Source organism: Idiomarina aquatica (assembly GCF_004362895.1).
Taxonomy (GTDB): domain Bacteria; phylum Pseudomonadota; class Gammaproteobacteria; order Enterobacterales; family Alteromonadaceae; genus Idiomarina.
Map to the genome: position 1 here is coordinate 1 of NZ_SNXI01000027.1, position 24557 is coordinate 24557.

General features: G+C 45.8%; 21 protein-coding genes. 7 read left to right on the top strand and 14 right to left on the bottom strand.

From position 1 onward, the window contains the following. The first annotated feature begins 237 nt into the window (after positions 1–237). Complete coding sequence (locus DEU29_RS12920) at positions 238–786, top strand: gamma carbonic anhydrase family protein (RefSeq protein ID WP_133540740.1); 549 nt, start codon at positions 238–240, stop codon at positions 784–786. Between the two features lie 5 nt (positions 787–791). Here DEU29_RS12920 and DEU29_RS12925 read toward each other — a convergent pair whose 3' ends face one another. From DEU29_RS12925 to DEU29_RS12935, 3 genes are read right to left on the bottom strand one after another with little or no spacing between them, the layout of a single operon-like run. Beyond that, a complete protein-coding gene (locus tag DEU29_RS12925) occupies positions 792–3869 on the bottom strand; it encodes an error-prone DNA polymerase (RefSeq protein ID WP_133540741.1) in 3078 nt (1025 codons plus the stop codon). Continuing rightward, positions 3869–5317, bottom strand: coding sequence for a Y-family DNA polymerase (locus DEU29_RS12930; protein WP_133540742.1), 1449 nt, complete (start codon positions 5315–5317; stop codon positions 3869–3871). The genes DEU29_RS12925 and DEU29_RS12930 overlap by 1 nt, the downstream gene beginning before the upstream one ends. Continuing rightward, entirely contained in the window at positions 5314–5910 is a 597-nt protein-coding gene (locus DEU29_RS12935) for an ImuA family protein (protein ID WP_133540743.1), read from the bottom strand. Before DEU29_RS12935 ends, DEU29_RS12930 begins: the two co-directional genes overlap by 4 nt. Before the next feature lie 128 nt (positions 5911–6038). Between DEU29_RS12935 and DEU29_RS12940 the strand changes: the two genes are divergently transcribed. Then, on the top strand, positions 6039–6959 hold the full coding sequence (locus tag DEU29_RS12940) for an acyltransferase (protein ID WP_133540744.1): 921 nt from the start codon (positions 6039–6041) through the stop codon (positions 6957–6959). Positions 6960–6964: 5 nt separating this feature from the next. Continuing rightward, positions 6965–8182 (top strand): mechanosensitive ion channel family protein, encoded by a 1218-nt coding sequence (locus DEU29_RS12945; RefSeq protein ID WP_133540745.1) that lies wholly within the window; start codon positions 6965–6967, stop codon positions 8180–8182. A gap of 159 nt (positions 8183–8341) precedes the next feature. On the opposite strand, the gene DEU29_RS12950 is transcribed toward DEU29_RS12945, so the two are convergent. From DEU29_RS12950 to DEU29_RS12975, 6 genes are all read right to left on the bottom strand, one after another. Next, positions 8342–8959: a thiol:disulfide interchange protein DsbA/DsbL gene (locus DEU29_RS12950; RefSeq protein ID WP_133540746.1), complete on the bottom strand. Its 618-nt coding sequence runs from the start codon at positions 8957–8959 to the stop codon at positions 8342–8344. Positions 8960–8984: 25 nt separating this feature from the next. Next, positions 8985–9968: a serine/threonine protein kinase gene (locus DEU29_RS12955; RefSeq protein ID WP_133540747.1), complete on the bottom strand. Its 984-nt coding sequence runs from the start codon at positions 9966–9968 to the stop codon at positions 8985–8987. A 4-nt stretch (positions 9969–9972) separates the two neighbouring features. Then, complete coding sequence (ccoG, locus tag DEU29_RS12960; RefSeq protein WP_133540748.1) at positions 9973–11403, bottom strand: cytochrome c oxidase accessory protein CcoG; 1431 nt, start codon at positions 11401–11403, stop codon at positions 9973–9975. 66 nt (positions 11404–11469) lie between these two features. After that, positions 11470–12702, bottom strand: a complete 1233-nt coding sequence (locus tag DEU29_RS12965; protein WP_133540749.1) for a Zn-dependent hydrolase — start codon at positions 12700–12702, stop codon at positions 11470–11472. 145 nt (positions 12703–12847) lie between these two features. Next, positions 12848–13375: a carboxymuconolactone decarboxylase family protein gene (locus tag DEU29_RS12970; protein ID WP_133540750.1), complete on the bottom strand. Its 528-nt coding sequence runs from the start codon at positions 13373–13375 to the stop codon at positions 12848–12850. Positions 13376–13450: 75 nt separating this feature from the next. Next, positions 13451–13996 carry a peroxiredoxin gene (locus DEU29_RS12975; RefSeq protein WP_133540751.1) on the bottom strand — a complete coding sequence of 182 codons (546 nt, stop codon included), beginning with the start codon at positions 13994–13996 and terminating at the stop codon, positions 13451–13453. A 136-nt stretch (positions 13997–14132) separates the two neighbouring features. Here DEU29_RS12975 and DEU29_RS12980 point away from each other — a divergent pair, with 136 nt between their 5' ends. Beyond that, positions 14133–15047 (top strand): hydrogen peroxide-inducible genes activator, encoded by a 915-nt coding sequence (locus DEU29_RS12980; RefSeq protein WP_133540752.1) that lies wholly within the window; start codon positions 14133–14135, stop codon positions 15045–15047. A 3-nt stretch (positions 15048–15050) separates the two neighbouring features. On the opposite strand, the gene DEU29_RS12985 is transcribed toward DEU29_RS12980, so the two are convergent. Beyond that, complete coding sequence (locus DEU29_RS12985) at positions 15051–16565, bottom strand: FMN-binding glutamate synthase family protein (protein ID WP_133540753.1); 1515 nt, start codon at positions 16563–16565, stop codon at positions 15051–15053. Beyond that, positions 16565–16984: a hypothetical protein gene (locus DEU29_RS12990; RefSeq protein ID WP_133540754.1), complete on the bottom strand. Its 420-nt coding sequence runs from the start codon at positions 16982–16984 to the stop codon at positions 16565–16567. The genes DEU29_RS12985 and DEU29_RS12990 overlap by 1 nt, the downstream gene beginning before the upstream one ends. A 136-nt stretch (positions 16985–17120) precedes the next feature. Between DEU29_RS12990 and DEU29_RS12995 the strand changes: the two genes are divergently transcribed. Further along, on the top strand, positions 17121–18254 hold the full coding sequence (locus DEU29_RS12995; RefSeq protein ID WP_133540755.1) for a PQQ-dependent sugar dehydrogenase: 1134 nt from the start codon (positions 17121–17123) through the stop codon (positions 18252–18254). Between the two features lie 8 nt (positions 18255–18262). Then, on the top strand, positions 18263–20311 hold the full coding sequence (locus tag DEU29_RS13000; RefSeq protein ID WP_133540756.1) for a TonB-dependent receptor family protein: 2049 nt from the start codon (positions 18263–18265) through the stop codon (positions 20309–20311). A 33-nt stretch (positions 20312–20344) separates the two neighbouring features. On the opposite strand, the gene DEU29_RS13005 is transcribed toward DEU29_RS13000, so the two are convergent. Genes DEU29_RS13005 through DEU29_RS13015 form a run of 3 tightly spaced genes read right to left on the bottom strand, consistent with a single transcriptional unit; the run spans position 20345 to position 23863 of the window. Next, a complete protein-coding gene (locus tag DEU29_RS13005) occupies positions 20345–21031 on the bottom strand; it encodes a type 1 glutamine amidotransferase domain-containing protein (protein WP_133540757.1) in 687 nt (228 codons plus the stop codon). A gap of 53 nt (positions 21032–21084) precedes the next feature. Beyond that, positions 21085–22404: a sigma-54-dependent transcriptional regulator gene (locus tag DEU29_RS13010; protein ID WP_133540758.1), complete on the bottom strand. Its 1320-nt coding sequence runs from the start codon at positions 22402–22404 to the stop codon at positions 21085–21087. Continuing rightward, positions 22391–23863 (bottom strand): sensor histidine kinase, encoded by a 1473-nt coding sequence (locus tag DEU29_RS13015; protein WP_243734606.1) that lies wholly within the window; start codon positions 23861–23863, stop codon positions 22391–22393. The genes DEU29_RS13010 and DEU29_RS13015 overlap by 14 nt, the downstream gene beginning before the upstream one ends. A 172-nt stretch (positions 23864–24035) precedes the next feature. Here DEU29_RS13015 and DEU29_RS13020 point away from each other — a divergent pair, with 172 nt between their 5' ends. Then, on the top strand, positions 24036–24422 hold the full coding sequence (locus DEU29_RS13020) for a DUF4168 domain-containing protein (protein WP_133540759.1): 387 nt from the start codon (positions 24036–24038) through the stop codon (positions 24420–24422). Positions 24423–24557: the final 135 nt, after the last annotated feature.

Below are 24557 nucleotides of genomic sequence, written 5' to 3' on the forward strand. Positions count from 1 at the left end.
GTTTTCGGCGGCTTCGTTGCCTGCCTCGAACGTGGAGCGCATTTTAGAGATTTAACTGCAACCGTCAAGGCCTTTTTTGCAATTTTAATTGTTTTTTCTGTCAACTGCATAAAGTTGCATCAACCTGCTGTCTTTATGAACGTTTTTAGCTGGGTTAGGCACCTTTAGTGAAGATCTGTTATAACGTTGTTAGTGGAAATGACGCTTATTTATCATTCTGAGGGCAGGGGAGTAACAATGGCAGATATTCGAGCTTTTCATGATACGCAGCCAGTTTTGCAAGAACGCGTTTATGTAGACCCAAGTTCCGTTCTCGTTGGCGACATCCAGATGGGAGATGACAGTAGTATCTGGCCTTTTGTTGCTGCACGGGGCGATGTCAACTTTATACGCATTGGCCAACGCACCAACATTCAAGACGGTACCATTCTTCATGTCACCCGGCGTTCCCCGGGCAATCCAGATGGTCACCCCCTGATAATTGGCGATGAAGTAACGGTTGGACACCATTGCATGTTACACGGGTGTCAGTTGGGAAACCGTATCTTAGTCGGCATGTCGGCGGTGATTATGGACGATGTCATTGTGGAAGATGATGTCATCATTGGTGCAGGTAGTTTAGTTCCTCCGGGTAAGCGTTTAGAAAGTGGCTTTCTTTATGTTGGTAGCCCGGTACAAAAAAAGCGCCCGTTAAACGAAAGCGAGCAAAGCTTTTTAAGTCAATCAGCGCAAAACTATGTCGATCTTAAAAATGACTACTTAATGGATGTACACCCGGTTTCCTGAAATCTTCAGTGGAAACGCCGTTCGTGATGCTTATCTATATTGAGTAACTCGGTTTGGTCATCAAGGTGTCCTGCTACCACATGCGTAACGCCTTGGTGACTCTCTAATACGCCTTTGACCTTTAACAGACGGCTACTTAAAAATGCTTTGCGAAACTTACGCGCTGTCTTTGCCCAAATAACCACATTAATGTTTCCGGTTTCATCTTCTAAGGTAAAAAATGTTACCCCGGTCTTAGTGCCCGGCCGTTGCCGACAGGTAATTAACCCAATTACCTCGACCAGTTTTCCCGAGCGTTGATGACATAACTGCTCGGCGGTGAGGCATTTTGCCAATACGGGGTTGTTACGAATAAGCGCCAATGGATGGCGCCTAAGTGATAGACCTGTACTGGTATAATCAAAACGTATATCTTCCTGCTCGTCTGGCGTAAACGGCGTTTTATCGTAAGTTTCCTGTACCGAAGAAAATAGTGGTAACTGCTCATCGCTCATCATCAATGCATCCCAGCTCGCTTGATAACGATGACCCGATATAGATTGCAGAGCGTCCGCTTTTGCTAAAGCTTCTATATCTGACTCATACAAACCTGCCTGGCGCAGTGACTCAATATGGCTAAAACCATCGTCCCGACATTGCAACGCATTAATTAATCGCTCTTTACTTAAGCCGCTAATTTGACGTAAGCCGAGGCGGATCACACTCCCTTGATCTGATAACCATTGATAGTCCCAGTCACTTTTATTGATATCTAACGGTAAAAATCGAACACCATGACGTTTTGCGTCCTGAATTAATTGAGAAGGTGAGTAAAACCCCATTGGCAAACTATTTAAAAGGCCCGTATAAAAAGCACTAGGATAATGTGTTTTTAACCAGGCTGAAGCATAGGCAAGATTAGCAAAGCTTGCTGAATGAGATTCCGGAAAACCATACTGACCAAAACCACAGATTTGATGAAATAGCCGCTGGGCAAACTCTTCGTTATAGCCCCGCTTAAGCATCCCGCTAATGAGTTTTTCTTCGAACTGCTTAAGTTTACCTGTACTACGCCAGGCAGCCATGGCTCGACGTAGTTGATCTGCCTCGCCACCACTAAACCCCGCCGCCACCATAGCAAGCTTAATTGCTTGCTCCTGAAAAATAGGCACGCCTAAAGTTCGCTGCAAAACCGACTTTACCTCGTCACTTGGGTAATCTATGGGCTCTAACCCGGAACGCCGGCGTAAATACGGATGTACCATGTCGCCCTGAATAGGGCCAGGCCGAACGATCGCTATTTGAATAACCAAGTCGTAAAAGGTGGACGGTTTTAGGCGAGGCAACATATTCATTTGCGCACGCGATTCAATTTGGAATACACCCACTGAATCGGCTTTTTGCAACGCCTGATAAACCGTCGGATCTTCCTGCGGAATATCCGCCAGCGTCAGACTAATATTTTGCGCTTTCAGTAGCTGCATAGTTTTTCGAAGCGCCGTCAACATACCTAGCGCCAGCACATCAACCTTCAACAGCTTTAACGCTTCCAGATCATCCTTATCCCACTGAATAACAGTTCGCTCTGGCATACTGGCGTTTTCGATGGGCACTAAGTCTGACAATTTACCCGCGGCAATAACAAAGCCACCTACGTGCTGTGATAAGTGACGAGGAAAGCCTATCAGTTGTTCTGTGTAATAAATTAATTGCTGTCCCCGGCGACTTTCGGCAAGTTTAGGATGCTGATCAGCAAGCTGTTGTTTCCAGTCAATGTCCTTATCTCGGCGATCAAGGTTTTGCCGGTAATATTGCAGCTGCTGTTCACTAAAGCCCAGCGCCTTTCCGACATCCCGGAATGCACTACGAAAACGATAACGAATAACGGTAGCCGCCAATGCGGCTCTTGCTCGACCGTATTTTCGATAAATATATTGAATGATCTCTTCCCGGCGTTCGTGCTCAAAATCCACGTCAATATCGGGAGGTTCATCACGCTCCTTAGAAATAAACCGTTCGAACAAGACGTCGATTTGTGTCGGGTTAACCGCTGTAATTTCAAGGCAATAACAAACCACAGAATTGGCAGCAGAGCCTCGGCCTTGATATAAGATCCCCTGTTGTTGCGCAAAACAGACAAGGTCATGAATGGTCAAGAAAAAGTATTCATACTGCTGCTCGCGGATAAGTTCGAGCTCTTTGTTATATTGCGCAACGACTTTTTCAGGCACTCCGCCGGGATAACGCTTGGTCGCCCCACGCTCGGTTAATTGCCGTAAATACTGACTAGCAGTAAGTCCCGCAGGCACCAGTTCTGCCGGATATTCATAGCGTAGCTCTGCCATTGAAAAATGACACTGGTCGGCAATAGTTACGGTTTCAGTTAACCATTGCTGTGGGTAGCAACGCTGTAATTCACTTAAGTCCCGAAGTCGCCGCTCTGCGTTAGCGCTCGCACATTCTGGATACAACGATAATGGTTTGCCTGCAGCTATCGCGGAAACAATATCTAACAACGGCTGTCGGTTAACGTCATGCAACACACAGCCACCGGCAGCCACAACACGAAGATGTAGTTGCTGACTTAAGCGCTGAATAAAGTTAAACGTGGATTTATCATCACTCTGATAATGTCGCTCGTATAGTAGCCACAAGCGGAGGTGCCAGTGCCTTTTTAAGCGATGACCTAAATTAATCGCTTTGGCATAATAGCTACCAGAACAGGGCTCTGCCGGCAGCCAAAGTAAAAAGCACTCTTCAAACCCTGTTAAAAAATCCTCTGTTTTCGCTTCATAACTGCCTTTTTGCATACGTTGGCGAAACGTCGTTATCTTGTGGCATAACTGGGCATATGCCTTGCGAGTTGGGCACAGCACGACCATTTTACCCAATCCGTCCACATTGAATTCGCTACCGATAATTAGTTTTATCGAATGCTGCTTAGCAGCCTGATAAGCTCTCACGGCTCCGGCTACCGAGCACTCATCAGTTAGTGCAATGGCGCTATAGCCTAGTTCAACGGCTCTATCAACAAGCTCGCCCGGTGCGGCAGCTGAGCGCAGAAAGCTAAAGTAACTTAGGCAATGAAGCTCTGCGTAGCGCATTAGCTAAACCATCCCTGCAGATACCATTCTTTTTCAAAGAACAGCCACCCAAGACGTTGCATCGGGTCAGACGCAATCCAATACTCCCGAGCCATCGGTTTGTCATCCCACCAACCACTGTTTATCCGCTCCGGCCCTTCAATTAATCGCCATTGAGCTATATCAATCGGTTCCGGCTGAGGTAATAACCATAAAGGTCGTTTCACATTTTTTGTCGGTATATTGGTGACACTACCAGCTGATTTTTTCTGCTCATTCAACAATGGTCTAAAATCATTCGTTACAGCAGGAGAGTAAATCGCTTTTTCACCCAGTTTTGCCTGCAGGCGTGCTAATAACTCATGCAAATCTCCCTTGTGCTGCGCACTATCGTTAAGTAATTGTCCACTATTTCGGTCAAGCTCATATAAATGCTCAACGGTTAGACTAATCGCTATAACAGGTTGCCGTAGAGGATAGCGATCCACTTGTAACTGAATAAGTTGAAGAAATTGAGATGCGCGCCAACTATCAACAGCCAGCTTCAATGGAACCCTGGTACTGGAGTTATCGCGATGATGCAGCCTGATATCGAGCAACCGGGTAACTTTCTGGCGTTGATAAAGAAACGTTTCAAGCTCTCGTAAAGCACGTTTTAACGGAAAAAGTAATCCTTGCCAGTGGCTAATTTCCGTTACTAAATCGAACGATAACGAAAAGGTTTGCGCGGGCTGATAAAAGGTAACTGCTGCTGATTCCGCCGTGTGCGTACTTTTTAATGTAAGTAGTTGTTCGACCAGCTCCAGTCCAAAGCGCTTACCAACTTGAGCCGCAGGAAGCTGCCAAAGGTCGTGTAATGTTTTTATACCCGACTTGTTGAGTTTCTCCACACGGCTTTCTGACCAATTTAATGTGTTAACTGGTAAACAAGCCAGGGCGTCATGGATCGCGTTTTTATCAGCCGATAACTGCTCATATCCTGCCTGAGCCAAACATCGCGCAGCTTCAGGACTGTAAGCCAAACTCATATAAAACCGTAAATCAAACGCCTGTAGCTGTTCTTTGATATGGCAAAGTAGGGGATTTAACCCCTGATATAGCCGTAATAAACTGTCAACAGCAATGGCAATGCCTTTAGGGGCAAACAGCACTTGCTTATCAATTGTTTGGTAAAGCCCATCTGCCAACTGACGTAGTGCCTGAGCTTCTTTCTCCGCATTATATCGGTGGCACACAAGCCCACTAACCAAGCCTTGCGCCAACGTTTGCGGCTGCCCCAATTCTACTCCCGCATCTAAAGCCAATTGATTACATTGTACAATAGGCTCCCTATGCGCTTTACCTTGTCGCTCGCGAGGCATATCAGCGGGCAAATAATAGACTAACGGAACTGTATTAGCAGCCGCATGGATACGACACACCGTATCCAGTAGTAATTGTGGGAAATGGCAATATAACCACAGACTCATAGGTCAACATTCATTACCGGCCAACCATAGCGGCGCTTAACCACATCAACGCGAGCTGCAGCCTGATGGAGCTGTATTCGGTTGGTGTAAGCTTTGGCTTCAGGCTGTTTTGCTATATCGGTTAAAACAAAAGCTCCCTGCCTACCTGTTTGTACCGCTTTGTACCAACGCCTTACCGTTGAGGCATTAATGTGTTGTTGCTGTTGCCATAAGAGTGCAATGCCGGTTCCCGTTTGTAGTACCTGTTCAAAAGCCCAGGCAGCTTCTTGGTCTGTCGCTTTTATTACCACATGAAGTGACTGTTGTGATAATTGCCAGGCAAGCCCTGATGCCGAGACCAACGCCGGAGGATTAATCCAGAATACTGTCTGCTGTTGCACCAACGCCTGTTTTAAAAGAGGAGTTAATAGTCTTTGTTCGACAAAGTGACACTGTCGTTGCAACTCATGAAGGCCACTTAACTGCCAACCGCCACCCAGAACGTTATCCAGTTTATCTGACCCACTGGATAAGTAAGATTGGTGCTGATTCGAATGACTCTTACCTTGCCAGAGTAGACCTTGGTCAACCAGTTTCTTTAATTTTGGTTGCATATGATCTCCAACAAAATACTGTACATGCATACAGTATATGAACTCGGCCATTTTAGCAACAGACAATAAGCTCTTGTTTCGTTATGATTAAAATGTAGCGATCGCGTTTTATCAGACAGGAATACTGCATGCTGACGACCTTACTCATTCCATTTCGTGTCCTCATTAATTTTCTATGGGCACTTACAACAACCGCAGCAATTGGAGCAAGCATTGTTTTTATTGGCATTTTTAAATTATTACTGCCAATTGCCCCGGTACAGCGACTACTGTCTACGCTGGCAAATAGCTTATTCCGGCTCTGGGCCTATGCGATGTCTTTGTTATTTCAATTAACACAAAAGATGACTTGGCACATCGAAGGCGACTTAGCCCTGCATAAAAACGGTTGGTATATGATTATGGGTAATCACCGCAGCTGGGTTGATGTTTTTGTATTAATGCATCTGGCGCGACGCAATATGCCGATGCCGCGCTTCTTTCTAAAACGTCAGCTATTGTGGATACCCATTGTTGGTTGGGGTTGCTGGGTGCTTGATATGCCTTTTATGCGTCGCTATAGCAAAGATATGATTGCTAAAAAGCCGCATTTGAAAGGGCGTGATATCGTTACAACTCAACGCTCGTGTAAAAAGTTTAAGCATATACCCACCACTGTTGTTAACTTTTGTGAGGGAACGCGTTTCACCCCGCAAAAACACAAGAACAAAAACAGTCCCTACCGTTATTTATTGCCTCCTAAGGCTGGCGGTACGGCGTTCTCTTTACAAATAATGGGTGATCAATTCGAAGGTATTCTCGATATAACTATTGCATACCCGGGCAAAGACGATCGTCCAGTGGTATGGCATTTACTCAGTGGCCAGTTGCGTAATGTTTACGTTCATATCCGCACCTTGCCTATTACCGATGATTTGATCGGCGACTACGCGAACGACCCAGAATTTAAAACGCACTTTCAAAAATGGCTTAATCAACGCTGGCACGAAAAAGACGCTATTATTGAAGACTTACACGAAAAAATGGATCTTGCTCACCAACGAAGGTAACGACTATGGATTTGTTGTTCGTCACAGAGTGGCTTGAAAAAACCGGGTTTAAACCTGCGGTTATCGAATATTTAGCACTAGCCATTAAAGCCGCAATCATTATTGTTGTCAGCTATATTACCTACGCGATTGCACGTCTTGTCATAAACCGCGCAATACACCGGCTGTTAAAAAAAGCGCCTGAGCGTTGGTATAACTCGCTGGTAAATAGTGGTTTTTTTAAGCGCTGTGCGAACTTAGCCCCGATATTGGTCATCAACGCGTTTATTCCTGTCATATTTACTGAAAATTTTGAAGCCTGGCAGGGCCCTTTACAGACAGCCATTGCTATCTACCTGACTTGGATCATAACCAGTATCCTGACAGCTCTGGCTAACGTCATTCACATCGCCTACGAATACTCTAATAAAGCCAAAGAAGTTCCTATTACCGGCGTTATTCAAGTAATTAAGTTAGTGCTGGTGTTAATGGCCATTATCATCACCGTTGCCATCATCATGGACAAATCACCGATGTACCTTTTAAGCGGTTTTGGCGCGATGACAGCTATTTTAATGGTGGTATTTAAAGATACACTAATGGGATTTGTCGCCGGAGTTCAATTGGCGACCAACCGCATGGTGGCAATTGATGACTGGATCCAGGTTCCTGACTCAAATGTTGACGGTGTGGTAAAAGAGGTTGGTCTTATCACCCTAAAAGTAGAAAACTGGGATAAGACAACGGTTTTTCTACCGACCTATGTTCTGATCCATCAATCATTTAAAAACTGGCAAGGCATGGTAAATTCAGGCGGCCGGCGCATGATGCGTTCGATAATGATTGATTTAGATAGCACCAAAAGCCTTACCGAAGAGCAGCTTAACGACATTGCTTCTGAGTTTTTCGATACTGATAGCCGCGCCTGGTTAAACGAAAATGAGTTAGCAACACCGGTGAGTAACTTAACAGCCTTTCGCTTGTATGCTGAGCACTACCTGGTGAATCACCCGAAGATTCGTCAAGACATGACATTTATGGCCCGGTTACTGCAACCCACACCAGCCGGCATTCCATTGGAAATATACGCGTTTTCGGAAGAAACCGAATGGACTAAGTACGAAACTGTTCAGTCATCAATTGTTGAGCATCTGTACACCGCGATGCCTTCGTTCGGATTAAAACACTACCAGTATTTTAATAAAGAGTTGCCAACCACTGAAGATAAACGCTCGGGGGAGTAGTACGTCCATGTACTGCAATCTGTCCATGTGCTACGAACCTTAACAGAGCTATTTAAAAACTGCAAGTTTATTATTTACACATATATATGACGATAGTCATATTAAAGCAACAAAAAACCCCCAAATATCTGGGGGTTAACTGATTAAATTTTTTTGAATTTATTTATCAACCAAGTAGCTTGCCAACGCAGTGAAGTCAGCAACAAAGTCTTCGCTGTCACGGAACCCTTGCGGTAGCATTTTATACTTACCGTTTACAATAAATGTTGGTGTCGCATTAACGCCCAAATTCGTCGCCCGGCGATCCATCTTGCTTGCTGAAGCACGCACAGCAAAACTAGCCAGAGCTTTGTCAAATTCGTCACCTGCAACATCGTTAACCACGAACACGTTACGAATGTCCTGTTTGCTGGTTAACATACTATTTTTGTTAAAGTTATAATCAAAGATTGCATCGCTTATTTTTTCTTCAACGCCCAGTTTCTGCGCTGCAGCAAATGCTTTCGTCATTGTCTCACCAACATCACCTCGTGGGCTAATGAAAGACACATGTGCTTTTTCAAATGCATCCGGGTGAGCTTCCTTTATTGATTTAGCGATAGGTTCAAAGCGATAACAATGCACACAATAAAAAGAGAAAAACTCTACAATTTCAGGTTTACTGGTTGCTTCGTCAGCAACCACCTCATAATGAACACCTTCTTCAAACTGCTGCGCTTGCACGGCGCCAACGAACATGAATGCCGCGCTTAATAGCCCTAAAAGCCATTTACTCATAATTACACCTTCATTTTTAAGTCAATTAGAATCCAAGTTTTAACGGCTCTTCATCCAGCGCCGCTAGTTGTTCTTTTAACGCTAACACTTGGTTTTCCCAGTATCGCTCTTCTGCAAACCAGGGAAAAGCTCGCTGAAAGGCGCTATCTTGCCAGCGTTTTGACAACCATGCCATATATTGAATAATTCTGAACCCTCTTAACGGCTCAATCAACAACAACTGCGCCTTATCAAAAGAGCAGAATTCTTCATATCCTTCGATTAGAGCGTCCAGTTGCACCGTTTGTTCCGCACGCGATCCATTTAACATCATCCAAAGGTCCTGGACTGCAGGCCCCATACGACAGTCGTCAAAATCAACAAAGGTTAATTTGTCATCCCATTGCAGAATATTACCGATGTGACAATCGCCATGCAGACGCTGCACCGGGAAGTTAGCCAGAGGCGTTCCCGCTAAACGTTCAGCGAGAGGCTCGAGAATAGCGAAAAACGCCGTTTTCAGACCGTCAGGGATTAACTCACTGCGGCGCAATTCGACTACAGAGTCAGTCACAAAGCCGTTATAAGATATGGTTTCCCGATAGTTAAAAGACGCAGTTTGAGCAACCGCGTGTAAGCGACCAATTTGTCTACCCAAACGTTCTAACTGGTCCAAATCATCGGGTTCGAATGCCCGTCCGCCCACACTGGGAAACAAGCAAAAGTGATAGCCCTCAAACTCATGTAGCGTGCGGCCATTAATCTGCAAAGGAGCAACGGCCGGAATTTCTTCGGCTTGCAGGTCTAATGTAAATTGATGTTCTTCAACAATTTGTTCTATCGACCAACGCCCGGGTCGGTAGAACTTAACGACGTAGCGCCTGCGATTATCGTCACTAAACTGATAAACGCGATTTTCGTAACTATTCAGCGCCAGCAAACCACTATCGGGATATATCCCCAGAGTTTCTATCGCTTTGATCAGAGTATCGGGACCAAGCCCCTGAAAAGCGAAATCATTTTGTGGCATAAACTCACTCGTAGATGAAACGTGTCTCGTGCGTTAACTTAACGCTTGAATCATCATTGGACTGTACCACAAAACTGAAGTCTGTTACTTGCTCTGTCAATAATTGCGGAGGAATTGCCACGGTTATCGGTAAACTTCCCACTTCTCCGGCTTCTACTTGCTTTGTCGTTTCACCCACCAGACGATAGGTATCAAATCCCTCTAGAGTGACGGTATAGGTATGATCTTGCTGTGATTTATTCACTATTTTTAAGGTGTAAACATTCTCGATTTCGCCGTCGAAGTTCTCTCGGTATAACGCATTTCGATCGCGCAAAACGTCTACTTCTAATGGTATTCGTGTCGCTATATCCAGAACCAATACTGCTGTCACTGCCAGCATTAAGATGAAATAACCAATACTCTTCATGCGCCATGGATTGGTTTTCTCAGACTTTTGCTTGGCTGATAAATTACGCTCGGTAGTGAAGCGAATTAAACCACGTGGATATTTCATTTTATCCATGACTTCATTACATGCATCGATGCAGGCGCCGCAATCTATACACTCGTACTGTAAGCCATTACGAATATCGATACCGGTAGGGCATACCTGAACACACATATAGCAATCGATACAGTCGCCCAAACCTTGTTCTTTTGGATCTGATTTACGTGCACGAGGCCCTCTCGGCTCACCGCGGTTCACGTCATAACTTACAGTAAACGTGTCTTTATCAAACATTGCCGACTGAAAACGCGCATAGGGACACATGTGAGTACACATTATTTCGCGCATGTAGGCGGCGTTGCCATAGGTACAAAACGTAAAGAACAACACACTGAAGGTGGCCCAGAACCCGGCTTCTAACGTGAAGAAGTTCACAAACAAAGCGCGTACATCGGTAAAGTAACCAACAAAAATCATCGAGGTTAGCAGAGCCACTAAAACCCAACTGACCTGCTTACCCGTTTTACGCCAGAGCTTATCGAAATCCATTTTTCGTTGGTCTAGCTTGATACGTTTATTGCGGGGGCCTTCGAATTTCTTTTCGAACCACATAAAAATGGCAGTCCAGGTGGTCTGAGGACACATAAAGCCGCACCATACTCGACCCCATATGGTGGTAACGAAGAACAGAGCGACAGCAGCAACAATCGCAAATAGAGCAACAACAGTAAAATCCTGCGGCCACAGGGTTAGCCCAAAAATACGAAAGCGCTGTTCCATGATATCAAGCAGAATTGCTTGTTCGCCTTGATACGTGAGCCACGGCAACAAAGCAAAAACAGCCAGTAAAATGAAGCCGAATATTCGCCGAAAATACTCCATCCCGCCTTTAATATCGCGCACATAGATGCGACTGCGAGGGGCGTAATCGTTGTTCTTTTGGGTGTTTTTCGGACGCTGGATTTTGACCTTATCCGCTGACTGAACCTCTACTTTCTGTTCCATTTAGCTACCACTTGATATCGGTCATATATCACCGAGTATATCGAACATACTGTTGATTCGCATTAATTAACTAGCCGACTCAACAATACAATCCAATAGCACGTTAGTGCCGGCCTCAACATCATGCCAATGTGACCATTCATCGGGGGCATGACTGACCCCATTCACCGATGGAATAAAAATTAATCCCGCTTCCGTAATTTGTGCTAAAAACTGTGTATCGTGACCGGCGCCGCTGGGCATTTTCAAACAAGATAGTTTACGCTGCTTGGCTTTGTTTTCTATGATCTGTGTCAAACTATCCGAGCAAGCTTGCGGTTTAAGCCAACTAACCTGTTCATATTCAAACATTAAGCGGTGCTTACGAGCGATCGCAGACAACGCCTTGCGGCATGAATCTGCCAGTTCCTGCATCACATCGTTGCTCATATCACGACCAACAATGGTAAAAACAGCCTCACCGGGAACGGTATGTGGACTGCCAGGTTTTAGGTCAACTTTACCCACGGTAATACGGGTTTTATCAGTACCATCTTCAGCAATAATACGTTCAATTTCATGGGCAAAATCCGCCAACCCCATAAACGCATCGCTACGCATATTCATTGGTGCCGTACCGGCATGATCTGCTTTACCTTTCAAGTGCACTATCCACTTAAAAACGCCCGATATCCCCTCTACCGCGCCAATACAAATATCTTCATTGAACAGCACCGGGCCCTGTTCAATGTGCAGTTCATAAAATGCCTTCAAGCGCTCGGCAGGCCAGGCTGCGTCTAAAACATTCATAACATCCAGACCGTGTTCTGCCATAGCATCTTTTAAATAGACGTTATCTGCATCATGTGCAGACATAAGCCAATCCATGTTAACGACACCGGTAATTGCCTGAGAGCCCATCATGCCACCAAATCGGCCTTCTTCTTCTGCCGTTGCTACAACCCATACAGGATGCTCAAGCTTTACGTCATTTTCTTTTAGCGTGCGCAAAACTTCCAGACCGGATAACACACCGAGCGCCCCATCAAATATACCGCCGGCCGGCACGGTATCTAAATGGGAGCCGGTCAATACCGCTGGCTTCTTATGGTAGTCTCCAATACCAAAGAATACGTTTCCGGCGCCGTCCATATGCGCATCAAAGCCCTCATTTTTAACTAAATCCAGTAGCCAGTGCCTGGCTCTCATGTCGGCGTCAGTGAAGCCCCAACGATAGACACCATGATCTTCATCGTTGTAGCCAATTTTTGATAAATCCCGGATAGAATCTTTCAAGCGTTCGATATTGATACTAACCATCGTACCTCCTCGTTAATTCTTATTATTAACTGTAGGACATGTAGCTGAAAGTGAAAGAAAAAAAGCCCGCACAAGGCGGGCTAAAGCGTTGCGAGCAGTTTACGACTGCTCTAGACAGGGATCGGAGCCATGCGCTCCTGGGGGGTTACGACAGTTTGCGCGCAGTCGCTGCTGCGTTAAGTACCGCCGCCAACTTAATACTGGTTTGAACAGCTTGTGCCGAAACATCATGCTGTAACAGTGTTTTCACATGAGAGTCTATGCAAAGCCCACAACCATTCAACGCCGACACTGCCAGCGAGTACAATTCGAAATCCGCTTTCTCGACGCCGGGGTTAGCCATCGCGTTCATACGCAATCCAGCAGGTAATTTGCTGAACTGTTTATCGGTTGATAAGTGTAAAAACCGATAGTAAACGTTATTCATTGCCATCAAGGTTGCAGCTAACTTAGCTGCATTTACGACATTGTCAGCGACTTTGTCGCTAGCTTCTGCTTCAACTGCTGCAGTTAACTCTGCGTCACCGATACTGTATGCCAGCGATAATGCTGTGCCGTAAAATTGGTCGTTAGTAAGGCCTGATGTATCGACATTAGTAAATAGGCTCGACAAGTTGAGCTTAGTATCTTTACCGTGGTCGCCAAGTAACTGTTTATAGTCTGCTATTGTCATGAACTACTCCTACACTTTTAAAGGTACCCGGGAGAACCGTCCGGGTACCTTGTCACTCAATAGTTTGTTGACGCTTTAAAGCGTGTCACCACCAACGGCACGGTTACATGGACAAAGTTCATCTGTCTGTAGGCCGTCCAAAATACGCAGGATTTCGGTTGGGTTACGACCAACGTTCAGGTTATTCACTGAAACGTGTTGAATAACGTTGTGAGGATCGACAACGAAAGTTGCACGCAAAGCAACATTTTCTGCTTTGTCACGCACGCCAAGACCATCAACAAGCGAACCGTTATCGGCAAACGAGTATTGGTTCAAACCTTTTAGGTCAGGGTGCTCACGGCGCCATGCTAATTTTACAAACTCGTTATCAGTGCTGCCGCCCATAACGATTGCATCGCGGTCTGCAAACTCTTCATTTAATTTCGCAAATTCTACGATCTCGGTGGGGCACACAAAGGTGAAATCCTTTGGGTAAAAGAAGATAATTTTCCATTTACCGCTAAAGCTTTCATTGTTGATAGTTTCAAACGCGCTTTCGCCATTTTCTTCAGGCATGTTGAAGCCCGGCTTTGCAGCTACTACGCTAAACTCTGGTAATTTATCGCCAACTGTTAACATGTTTCTCTCTCCAAACAAATCGTTAATTAAAAGTGTGCTGTAACGTTTCGAGGAGGATATTACGCCGAACGACTTATTGGATAAAACGAATAAAAACTATTATGATAATCGGTAAATTAAATTAGTGGTTTAAATCATGGGCAAGCTACCAAGTCTTAAAAATCTCAGCTATTTGCTGGCGCTACACCAACAGCAAAACTTTAACCGTGCGGCAACCGTCTGTAACGTGAGCCAATCTACATTAAGTAGTGGCATTCAAAACTTAGAAGAACAATTAGGCTGTCAACTAATTGAACGAGACCACAAATCCTTTTTGTTTACAGCTATCGGCGAAGAAATTGTCGAGCAGGCGCGTAAAATTATCACCTCAACTGAAGAGCTTATGCATTATGCTCAGGGGCACGGCAATATTTTGGAGGGGCCTGTTCGGCTCGGGATCATACCAACTATAGCCCCGTTCGTTGTTGGCGATTTGAGCGAACGAATACAGCAAAAGTATCCAAAGTTATCATTACAATTAGCTGAAGATACAACGCATAATTTACTCAATGCGCTTCGCGACGGTGACTTGGACATTTTGTTGCTGGCTTTACCTATGGATATTCAGGGCAACCAAAAATGGATCCTTGGTCGTGACCCTTTCAAGCTTGTTGCGCATAAATCCATCGCCGATAAATTAGGTGAGCCGGTTAATTACGACATGCTCCCCGACGGCAGTATTTTTTTACTGGAAAAAGAACACTGCCTGACAGGTCATGCTGTTTCTGCATGTCAGTTAACTGATACCGTAAAAGTGAATCCATTTACTGCTACCAGTATGCACAGCTTGGTACAAATGGCTAACGCACGTAAGGGCGCTACCTTTATGTCACAAATGGCCATTGACCGAGGCATTTTGGAACACACTGACTTGACGCCGCTAAAGCCTTCCGGGCAAGAAGCGGCGCGCGATATCGGATTGGTTTACCGGGCCACAACCAGCCGCCGACAAACATTTCGCAAAATTGCTGAAGAAGCAGCAGCGTTATTACCAATAAATACACTTTCGTAAAGGTTAACGCCGACGCGCCGGCGGCAACGGGTACCGGTCTGCCAGACTGATGCTTTCGCCGTCCGGTTTTATCACTCGCGCATGACGCCGGTTTAGCTGACGCGGATCGGTCACACCGCACGAATGAGCAATAATGTTAACGCCGTACTCTAAATACTTGTGGTAATTAGCTACTCGCTCGGCTTTATCCGTTGGATCAAGTCCTTTCTGGAGCTTCGGATTGTCGGTTGTAACTCCTGTGGGGCAGGTGTTTTTATTACATTGCATGGCCTGAATACAACCTAAAGAAAACATGAAACCTCGTGCCGAAACGACAAAGTCTGCACCCATTGCTATGGCCCAGGCTACATCAGCAGGCGAAATCATCTTGCCCGAGCAAATCACTTTAACACGATCTTTTAATCCCGCTTCTGTGAGTTTGTCTATCAATATGGGCAGACTCTCCGAAAGCTTTAAACCAACGTAATCAATTAACGGTTGAGGTGCTGCACCGGTGCCACCATCAGCACTATCAAGCGTTATAAAGTCGGGAGCTGCTTGTTCACCACGATTTAGAATTGCGTCTGTTAGTTCATCAATCCAACTCGGGTCACCCATAACAAATTTAAAACCCGTCGGCTTACCCGTGACATCTCTAACCCGAGCGATAAAATCCAGTAACTCTTCGTTGTTGCTAATTTCGAGGTGGCGATTAGGGCTAATTGCGTCTTTACCCTCTTCGATACCACGAATTTGTGCTATTTCGGCATTAACTTTGAGGCCCGGTAAAATTCCGCCTTTGCCGGGTTTTGCACCCTGACTAAGTTTTATCTCAAACATTCGTACATTATCGTGCCGACCAAGTTCAGCAAGGCGTGACTCATCAAGTTTGCCGTCTTTCGTTCGTACGCCAAATTTTGCAGTACCCATCTGAAAAACAATGTCGCAATGGCCACTCAAATGATAGGGCGATAAGCCCCCCTCGCCGGTATTCAGCCAGCAACCTGCTTTAGCAGCACCATTAGAGAGCGCTTTTATGGCAACAGGTGATAAAGCCCCATAACTCATCCCGGAAATATGAAAATATGAACGGGGATAATAGGGCGTATTGCAATAGGGCCCGATTTCAACAGGTTCGGGTTTGACCGATTGTTCAGCTAGTGGCGGATAGGGCGCGTTGCTAAAAATAATCGTCCCAGTTCGGGTTAAGTCTCGTGTCGAACCGAACGCCACATTTCGATCGGCATTTTTTGCCGCGCGATAGACCCAACTGCGTTGAGCCCTGTTAAATGGCATTTCCTCGCGATCCATAGCAAAGAAATACTGCCGCATGAATTCGCCCATACGCTCAAATATATAGCGGAAACGCCCTACAACTGGATAGTTTCTGCGTATGGTGTGGCGAACCTGAATTTTATCCACCACATACATAACGCCAATGCTGACTAACGCGACAATGATTAGCAATACAAACGCGGCTGCTAACCATTGCCCGAATATCAACAACGACTGGCTATTAAACCATGCTGATTCTGTCATTACTTAGCCGCTTGCTGCAGTTGAACAGCAATCGCTTTCTCATTCATGGCGCGCAATGCCTGCTGTTCTGCCTTGCTTAAGTCAACATCAGAGCCTGTATGTTCAGCAATCAAACGCTGCGCTTCTTCATAGGTAAGTGGCCCATCGTGTTTAATCGCCACAAGTTCATCTTCGCTATTCGCGTCAGTAGACGCAGTTCCCGGTAAATAAATTGTGCCGTTATGAAAATCAACAGCAAATGCCACTAATCCGGGAATAATGAACAGTAATAAGCCCACGCCATTCATAGCAGCAACCCCCGGATCAATACGTCCATCCGTTTGTCCTTTTCGTTCGGGGTATAGCAACGTACCGCATGCCGTTAAATGAGCGACTAAACCAATGCCCACCATAGCTTTAACAATACTTTTTATTTTCATTATGTTGAGCTCCTTGCGTTAAGTAACACCTCTATTAATGCTGATAACAATAAACAGATCAAGTTAGCAGTCATCAAAATACCGATTTTTACCGTATACTAACTACAATTGATAAAGAAGAACGAGAGGAAAACTGATGAAAGCCAGGAAGATCGCCCTATTAACTGCGGTTGCGCTTGGATTCTCAGCATCTGCTTTAGCTGATGAATACAGCACCGAGCGTCACACCGTAGAAATGACTACCTTAACTGAAAACCTATCTCACCCATGGGGGATGACCTTTTTGCCCGATGGCAGCCTGCTCGTTACCGAACGTGACGGGATTTTAAACCATATCTCGGCTGACGGTTCTGAACGAAAAGAAATAAAAGGCACACCTGAGGTTGTTGCACGAAGCCAGGGTGGCTTGCTTGATGTTAATATCGATCCAAATTTTGAGGATAATGGTTGGGTTTATATTAGCTACTCTGAGCCTGACCCCGAAGGTGGTGACGGCAATAGCACTGCCGTGATGCGAGGCAAAATTGACGGCGGCCAATGGATTGACGGAGAAGTCGTATTCCGCCAGGCACCAAAATATGAAAGCGGCGCGCACTTTGGTTCTCGGTTAATCTTTTCACCTGAAGGACACCTATTTATCACCTTGGGCGACCGCTATTCACGAATGGAAGATGCCCAAACATTGGATAATCATCACGGCAAAATAGTGCGCATTTGGCCTGATGGTAGTATCCCTGAAGACAATCCATTTGTTAATGACGATAAGGCTCTGGATGAGATTTGGTCATATGGCCACCGCAACGTGCAGGGTGCCGATATTCATCCTGAAACCGGTGAACTATGGACTATCGAACATGGCCCTCAGGGTGGTGACGAAGTTAATATCCCGGAAGCGGGTAAGAACTATGGTTGGCCAACCGTTACTTATGGTGAAGATTACGGTGGAGGAGAAATCGGCATCGGCACTCATAAAGAGGGTATGGAGCAGCCGTTTTACTATTGGCTGCCGTCAATTGCTACAGCCGGCTCCATATTTTATACCGGAGAACCCTTCAAGCATTGGCAGGGCGATCTGTTGGTCACAGCGCTACGCGGCCAAATGATATCGCGTCTGGATTTACAAGACGGTCGTATGATCCATGAAGAACGGCTGTTTGATGGTGACATTGATTTTCGTATCCGGGATATCGAACAAGGGCCTGATGGCATGCTTTATATCCTGACTGATGAAGACAATGGTCGTTTAGTAAAACTAACTCCTGCAGATTAAATTTTATTATGAAGTATTTTAAACCATTGGGGTTGCCGTTATTGGCAACCCCATTTTATTGCATACCCGTCAGTCATGCCCAAATGGCGTCGTCGACAGACAACATCGATGAACGGGTCGTCGTGACTGCAACACAAACGCAGCAGTCCTGGTTAACAACGCCTGCCTCAGTTACTCGTGTTTCACGTGATCGCCAACTACCAACACTCAACATTGATGCAGGCGACTTACTTGAGGGAATTCCCGGCATACAGGCTGACAGCCGCTACAATTATGCGCAGGATACGCGCATCGTTATTCGTGGCTTTGGATCGCGCGCTGCATTCGGTGTTCGCAGTCTACAACTTAATATCGATGGTATTCCGTTATCGATGCCGGACGGACAAGCCCAGACTAGTAGTATTATGCTGGATGATGCGCACAGTGTTGAAGTGTTGCGTGGTCCTCTAGCCGTGTTATATGGCAATTCAGGCGGAGGCGTCGTTGAATGGCAAAGCCTGGCACCACAGCTATCTTCTATTAGTTTTGCAACACAGCAGTCAGCAGATAATCTACAGCGCTATACCGCTGATCTGCAGTACGCCGGGGACACACACCAGTTCAAATTAATGGCTTCAGATTTTCAAACTGATGGTCCTCGTCCTCATAACAGTGCCGAACGTGAACAGCAGGCATTTCGTTGGTACATAGATATTTCCGATTCTCAGCGCCTTATCGTTCGCTACGATAATAATTACGCGCCTCTATTGCAGGATCCCAGCGCATTGACACCTTCCGCGTGGCGTGAAGATCCTGAGCAAACGGTGCAACGCGCTATCGATTTTAATACCCGAAAAAGTATTCATCATCGCCAGGGCTCATTAAGTTGGGAGCTTGAGCGCAATAATGCAACTTATCGTGTATCAGCATGGCAGGGTGATCGCGATATCGTCCAGTTTTTACCGTTCTCCGGCGCTGACGCAACGAGTTCAGGTGCTGTGATTGACCTGTCTCGCCAGTTTGAGGGGCTTCATGCTTTTGCTAACTGGTCACTAAACAACCATGTTGATGTTAGTGCTGGTTGGATAGACGAAAGACAGCAGGATCATCGCTTTGGTTTGGTCAACGATAGCGGAGAACGAGGAGATCTTAGACGTGATGAATTTAATCATATCGACAGCCGCAGTCTATATGGCCGCATAGCCTGGCAGTTGGCACCTAATTGGCAACTTGACGGTGGGTTGCGCTATAACGATATTGATTACCGCGTTACTGATAGCTACATTACCGCAGAAAACCCTGATGACAGCGGTAGCAGAACATTTGATGAACTCTCGAGTGCGGCGGCGCTAACGTGGCAGGCAACCGAAAAAGTCAGTGCCTATGTCAGTTATGGCGAAGGCTTTGAAACGCCCACGTTAACAGAGCTGGCTTATAGAAATGAAGGCTCAGGCCTTAATCGAAACCTAGCCCCTTCAACCAATAGTCAATATGAAGCAGGTTTAAAAGCGATATTAGCTGATGGCTGGCGACTTGGCTTGTCATACTTTGACATTCAAAGCGACAACGAAATTCTTGTTGATCAGTCAAATGATGGCCGCACGACGTATCGAAATGCCGCACAAACATCACGCGATGGTTTTGAGCTATCGCTGGAAGGGGATATCACAGAGCGTCTTAATGCATGGGTGTCTTACACCGATATTAGCGCTGTGTTTGACTCGGGGTCGCTTCGTGGTAATACGCTTCCCGGCGTTGCGGAGCAACAGGCCTTTGCCCGTTTAAATTACGATTTAGCACAACAATGGCAGCTACAATTATCCGCGCGTTATAGAGGTAACACGTTCACCGCTGATGAAAATACCGTGTCAGCTCCCAGTTATACTGTTTTTGATGCCGCATTGCGCAAATCCTGGCAAATTGGAGAGCATCAACTAAAGGGCTGGCTTTTAGTCGATAACATAAGCGATAAAAGCTATGTGGGTGCCGTAGTGGTTAATCAGGGCAGTGGGCGAGCCTTTGAGCCAGCCGTAGGTCGGCAGGTTAGCGTCGGGTTAAAGTGGACCCGACGCTTTTAGATTTTGTCAGTTAAATAGATTTAAGAGCAATGGTTAAACCATTGCTCTTAATACATCCAGCAGTCGCTCTGCTGTCTGCTCTGACGAAGCAGGATTTTGCCCGGTAATCAACATACCGTCCTGCACAGCGTAAGCCTGCCAATCATCAACTTTTCGATAATGGCCGCCTTTATTACCAAGTTCGTCCTCTAACAAGAAAGGAACAACGCTTGTTAAACCTACCGCTTCCTCTTCGCTGTTACTAAAACCGGTTACGGTACGGCCCTGAACAATTGGATCCCCTGATGGGGTTTTGGCATTAAGCAGTACCGCTGGCGCATGGCACACGGCAGAAACAGGTTTACCCTTGCTCCAAAACTGTTCAATCAAATGAATCGACTGTTGATCGTTGGTTAAGTCCCACAACGGTCCGTGTCCGCCGGGATAAAATATGGCGTCAAAATCATCTACCTGTACTTCATCCAATTTGCACGTTGTCGCAAGTTTATGCTGCGCCTTATCGTCTTTATCAAAACGATGAGTTGCTTCGGTTTGCGCATCTTCTCCCTGGCTGTTTGGATCAATTGGCGGTTGCCCGCCTTTAGGTGATGCCAGTGTGACTTCAGCGCCAGCATCAGTAAATACGTAATAAGGGGCGGCAAATTCCTCTATCCAAAAACCGGTTTTATTGTCGGTATCGCCGAGTTTATCGTGCGATGTAAGTACCATTAAAATTTTCACTACTGTCTCCTTTACTACCGCTCTGTGTCATCAAACTTACGAATTTAGTCCGCTTACCGATCACCTGAATCTTCAAGCCAACGGTAGAGTGTCCGGCGGGTAACACCTAAAACTTCGGCAGCTTTTGATTTGTTTCCCTGCACATGCGCCAACACCTTTTTAATATAGTCTTCCTGCATTTCATTGAGGGTTGGCCATCGGCTCGCCGGAGTCACCGATTCAGCTTCATTTTCGGCTTCAAATTCAGTGATACGCTGCGGCAAATTCTCGGCATGGACTTCACCATCCTGACTAAACGCAACAGCTCGCTCTATCGCGTTTTGCAACTCCCGAACATTGCCGGGGAACGGGTATCGATAAAGTAGCTCAAGCGCATCGCTGTCAATATCATTAGCAAAATGCCTGACCAACCGTTCGATATCTTCACCACGCTCTCTCAATGCCGGAACTCGGATAGAAAATGTCTCTAACCGATAAAATAAGTCTTGTCTAAAACTACCATTTTCAACTTTTTTCTCTAAGTCCTGATGCGTGGCTGCAAGAATTCGTACGTTAACATGCTCCTCTTTGTCACTTCCTACCGCTCTGAGGGTTCCTTCCTGAAGGACACGAAGCAGTTTAGCCTGTAACGCCATTGGCATTTCACCAATTTCGTCTAACAACAACGTGCCACCGTCGGCCTGTTTCAATAAACCGTTACGCTTTCCTTTTGCACCGGTAAACGAACCCGCTTCATGACCAAAAAACTCACTTTCCATCAGCTCAGCTGGAATTCCTGCACAATTTACTGCCTGAAAAGGTTTGTCCGATCTATCGCTTAGCTGATGAATAGCGTTCGCCACAAGCTCTTTACCCGTGCCGCTCTCACCCAAAATAAGCACACTGCCGTCAACTTTAGCAATTTGCTCTATTTGACTGTAGAGTTTGCGCATGGCCGGACTCTGACCAATCATTCCGCCCGGACCCGTCTGTTCTGACTTAAATCGCTTGAGCTGTTGCTTTAAGTTTCGGTGTTCAAGAATGCGTTGCACGCTTAAAAGCAAATGTTCGACGTCCAAAGGCTTAGTTAAGAAATCCGCCGCTCCATGCTTTAACGCGTCCACAGCTTGATCCACCGTACCAAAAGCGGTAATCAGTAATACTGCCGGGGGCGTACTTTGCTGTTGAACCGTCTCTAGCAAAGATAAGCCTGACGCTCCGGGAAGCCGAATATCACTGACCACGACATCACAATCTAGACTCGCCAGCAGAAAATCCTCTACCGTACCAAAGTGGCTCACTTGATAACCTTCCGCCGCAAGCTCTTCCACTAACAGTTCATTTAGCGCCGGATCGTCCTCAACTACCGCAACATGGGCCTTACCTCTGCTCATTTTTATTTCCCTCAGACTTAGGCAACAACAAACGCACACAACAACCACCCTGAGACGAGTTATCAAGCTTCATTGAACCACTATGGTCACTCATTACATGACTGACAATTGTAAGTCCTAAGCCCGTTCCCTTGCCTTGTGGCTTGGTACTTTTAAATGGTTGCGTAGCATCATTTTTTATTGACTCATCTATACCGGCTCCGTCATCCAGTATATTGATCTCCACCATCTCATTAACTTCTACAGTTACGCGGATTTCATTGGTTGCGGCTTGCAATGCATTACGTAATACGTTAACCAAAGCCAGTTCAAATCGTTTTATGTCGACTGCAACGTTCGCCTGTTCAGTGGAATCTATTACTATATTTATACCATCGCTATCGCGCTCGTAGCTCAAGGCTTTTATTGCTCGCTGTAGTATTTCATTTATTTCTACTGAAACCCTTTCTGATACCGGGGTTCTGGAGAACGCAAGCAGCTGATTAACCAGACCCGTTAGACGCTGAACTTGCCCTCTAACGGCTTCTAGTTGACGCCGGTCATCTTCATCAGGCATCCGCTTAAGTAGACGTTTTGCGCGAGCATCAATAACAGTTAAGGGTGCGCCAAGCTCGTGCGCAACGCCGCTGGCTACACTCCCTATTGCAGCCATTTTTTCCTGTTCGCGCAGCGCTTGTTGTAAACGTTCTTCCTCTTTACGTCGGCTTTCAAGCTCTTGTTCTGCCAGTGAAATGCTATCCAGCATACGATTCAAACCGATACCTATTTCAGCAATTTCACTGGGCCCATTGGGCGCAACTCGAATTGCTCTATCACCCTCCGCAACCTTTCGCATCGCATTTTTTAACTCAACGACATGGCGCCCAACACCTCTAAAGTGCCCAAATATTAATACCGCAAAAGTAATTGCCCCAAACGCAGCCCAACTGAGCCAGGCAACCTGACTCAGCTGCTCAAACCGGTCATCAAAATCACTGGCTTTTCGGTTAATTTGCAGCAAGCCTATGATGCGACCTCCTCGATCAATAATTGGCATAAATTGGGAGAATACGTCTTTACCTTCGACCCGCCGGTAATCATCCTGAGTGACTCCCGTTTTAACCGTTTGTTGTGCCAAAAAACTGTTAGACAAATCTGTTTCGGTGATTCCAGCTTCAGCAACCTGCTGACCCTTTACGTTGTATACTGATGCACCATAGACGCGTCCGATAGAAAAAACAGAATCCAGATTGGCTTTAACCGTCCTGAGGTCGTTAGTTAATAGTGCATCACTTATCGGTAAACTAATTGCGCGCCCCAATAACTCCAGGTCAGCTTTTAATCGTTTTTCTTCCTGATCCGCAATTAACTGTAACCCAAAGCTAATTGCGAGACCTGAGATCACGACCATCGGCACAACAACATAAATAAGTAATCGCTTTTGGAGGCTAGACAGATTAAAACTGTATCTTTTTGTCATTAATAACTCCCAGAGTGTATCAAAACGATACACTTATTTAGTCGAGTAACCAAACATAATGCCTAGAGATAATTAAAACTCTTACTTTTCAAAATCTTAATAAGTTGGCATGGTCTTCGCTACAGTGTAGATGAGCAAAATTAATTCCAGAAAATAAATCTAGGAGCTTATTATGAAAAAGACACTATTAGCATTAGCAACCGTAATGGCCTTTGGCTCAACAGCGGCTATCGCTCAACAGCAGGGTCAAACTCAAGGCCAGGCGCAGCAGCAGATGCAACAGCAGCAAGTTGAAGTAACAGAAGGAATGCTGGTCAAGTTTGTTGCCGCAATGGAAGAAGTACAAGGCGTTACTCAAAAATACCGTGAAAAATTCCAGAATGCTGAAAACCAAGAGCAAGCACGCACAATTCAACAATCTGCACAGGAAGAAATGATTGCTGCTGTTGAAGATGCAGGCCTGACGCCGCAACAATACAATTCGATCATTCAACAAGCTCAGAATGACGAAGAATTGCGCAACCGTCTTCAGGAAATGACAGGTGACGGCAACTCGTAATTAGTGCTTTGCGACAGAGAACAAAAGGCGGCTCTTAGCCTAATGCCGATCAGTTAAGAAATTTTTAGCGATCGGTTGACCGATCCGGCAGAGCCTTCAAAATCCATAGTCAGACTCTCTGGCTATGGATTTTTT

Bases quoted from the DNA above. Each gene is read 5' to 3' on its own strand.
- DEU29_RS12920 (WP_133540740.1), top strand. From the start codon at position 238: ATGGCAGATATTCGAGCTTTTCATGATACGCAGCCAGTTTTGCAAGAA.
- DEU29_RS12925 (WP_133540741.1), bottom strand. From the start codon at position 3,869: ATGCGCTACGCAGAGCTTCATTGCCTAAGTTACTTTAGCTTTCTGCGC.
- DEU29_RS12930 (WP_133540742.1), bottom strand. From the start codon at position 5,317: ATGAGTCTGTGGTTATATTGCCATTTCCCACAATTACTACTGGATACG.
- DEU29_RS12935 (WP_133540743.1), bottom strand. From the start codon at position 5,910: ATGCAACCAAAATTAAAGAAACTGGTTGACCAAGGTCTACTCTGGCAA.
- DEU29_RS12940 (WP_133540744.1), top strand. From the start codon at position 6,039: ATGCTGACGACCTTACTCATTCCATTTCGTGTCCTCATTAATTTTCTA.
- DEU29_RS12945 (WP_133540745.1), top strand. From the start codon at position 6,965: ATGGATTTGTTGTTCGTCACAGAGTGGCTTGAAAAAACCGGGTTTAAA.
- DEU29_RS12950 (WP_133540746.1), bottom strand. From the start codon at position 8,959: ATGAGTAAATGGCTTTTAGGGCTATTAAGCGCGGCATTCATGTTCGTT.
- DEU29_RS12955 (WP_133540747.1), bottom strand. From the start codon at position 9,968: ATGCCACAAAATGATTTCGCTTTTCAGGGGCTTGGTCCCGATACTCTG.
- ccoG (WP_133540748.1), bottom strand. From the start codon at position 11,403: ATGGAACAGAAAGTAGAGGTTCAGTCAGCGGATAAGGTCAAAATCCAG.
- DEU29_RS12965 (WP_133540749.1), bottom strand. From the start codon at position 12,702: ATGGTTAGTATCAATATCGAACGCTTGAAAGATTCTATCCGGGATTTA.
- DEU29_RS12970 (WP_133540750.1), bottom strand. From the start codon at position 13,375: ATGACAATAGCAGACTATAAACAGTTACTTGGCGACCACGGTAAAGAT.
- DEU29_RS12975 (WP_133540751.1), bottom strand. From the start codon at position 13,996: ATGTTAACAGTTGGCGATAAATTACCAGAGTTTAGCGTAGTAGCTGCA.
- DEU29_RS12980 (WP_133540752.1), top strand. From the start codon at position 14,133: ATGGGCAAGCTACCAAGTCTTAAAAATCTCAGCTATTTGCTGGCGCTA.
- DEU29_RS12985 (WP_133540753.1), bottom strand. From the start codon at position 16,565: ATGACAGAATCAGCATGGTTTAATAGCCAGTCGTTGTTGATATTCGGG.
- DEU29_RS12990 (WP_133540754.1), bottom strand. From the start codon at position 16,984: ATGAAAATAAAAAGTATTGTTAAAGCTATGGTGGGCATTGGTTTAGTC.
- DEU29_RS12995 (WP_133540755.1), top strand. From the start codon at position 17,121: ATGAAAGCCAGGAAGATCGCCCTATTAACTGCGGTTGCGCTTGGATTC.
- DEU29_RS13000 (WP_133540756.1), top strand. From the start codon at position 18,263: ATGAAGTATTTTAAACCATTGGGGTTGCCGTTATTGGCAACCCCATTT.
- DEU29_RS13010 (WP_133540758.1), bottom strand. From the start codon at position 22,404: ATGAGCAGAGGTAAGGCCCATGTTGCGGTAGTTGAGGACGATCCGGCG.
- DEU29_RS13015 (WP_243734606.1), bottom strand. From the start codon at position 23,863: ATGACAAAAAGATACAGTTTTAATCTGTCTAGCCTCCAAAAGCGATTA.
- DEU29_RS13020 (WP_133540759.1), top strand. From the start codon at position 24,036: ATGAAAAAGACACTATTAGCATTAGCAACCGTAATGGCCTTTGGCTCA.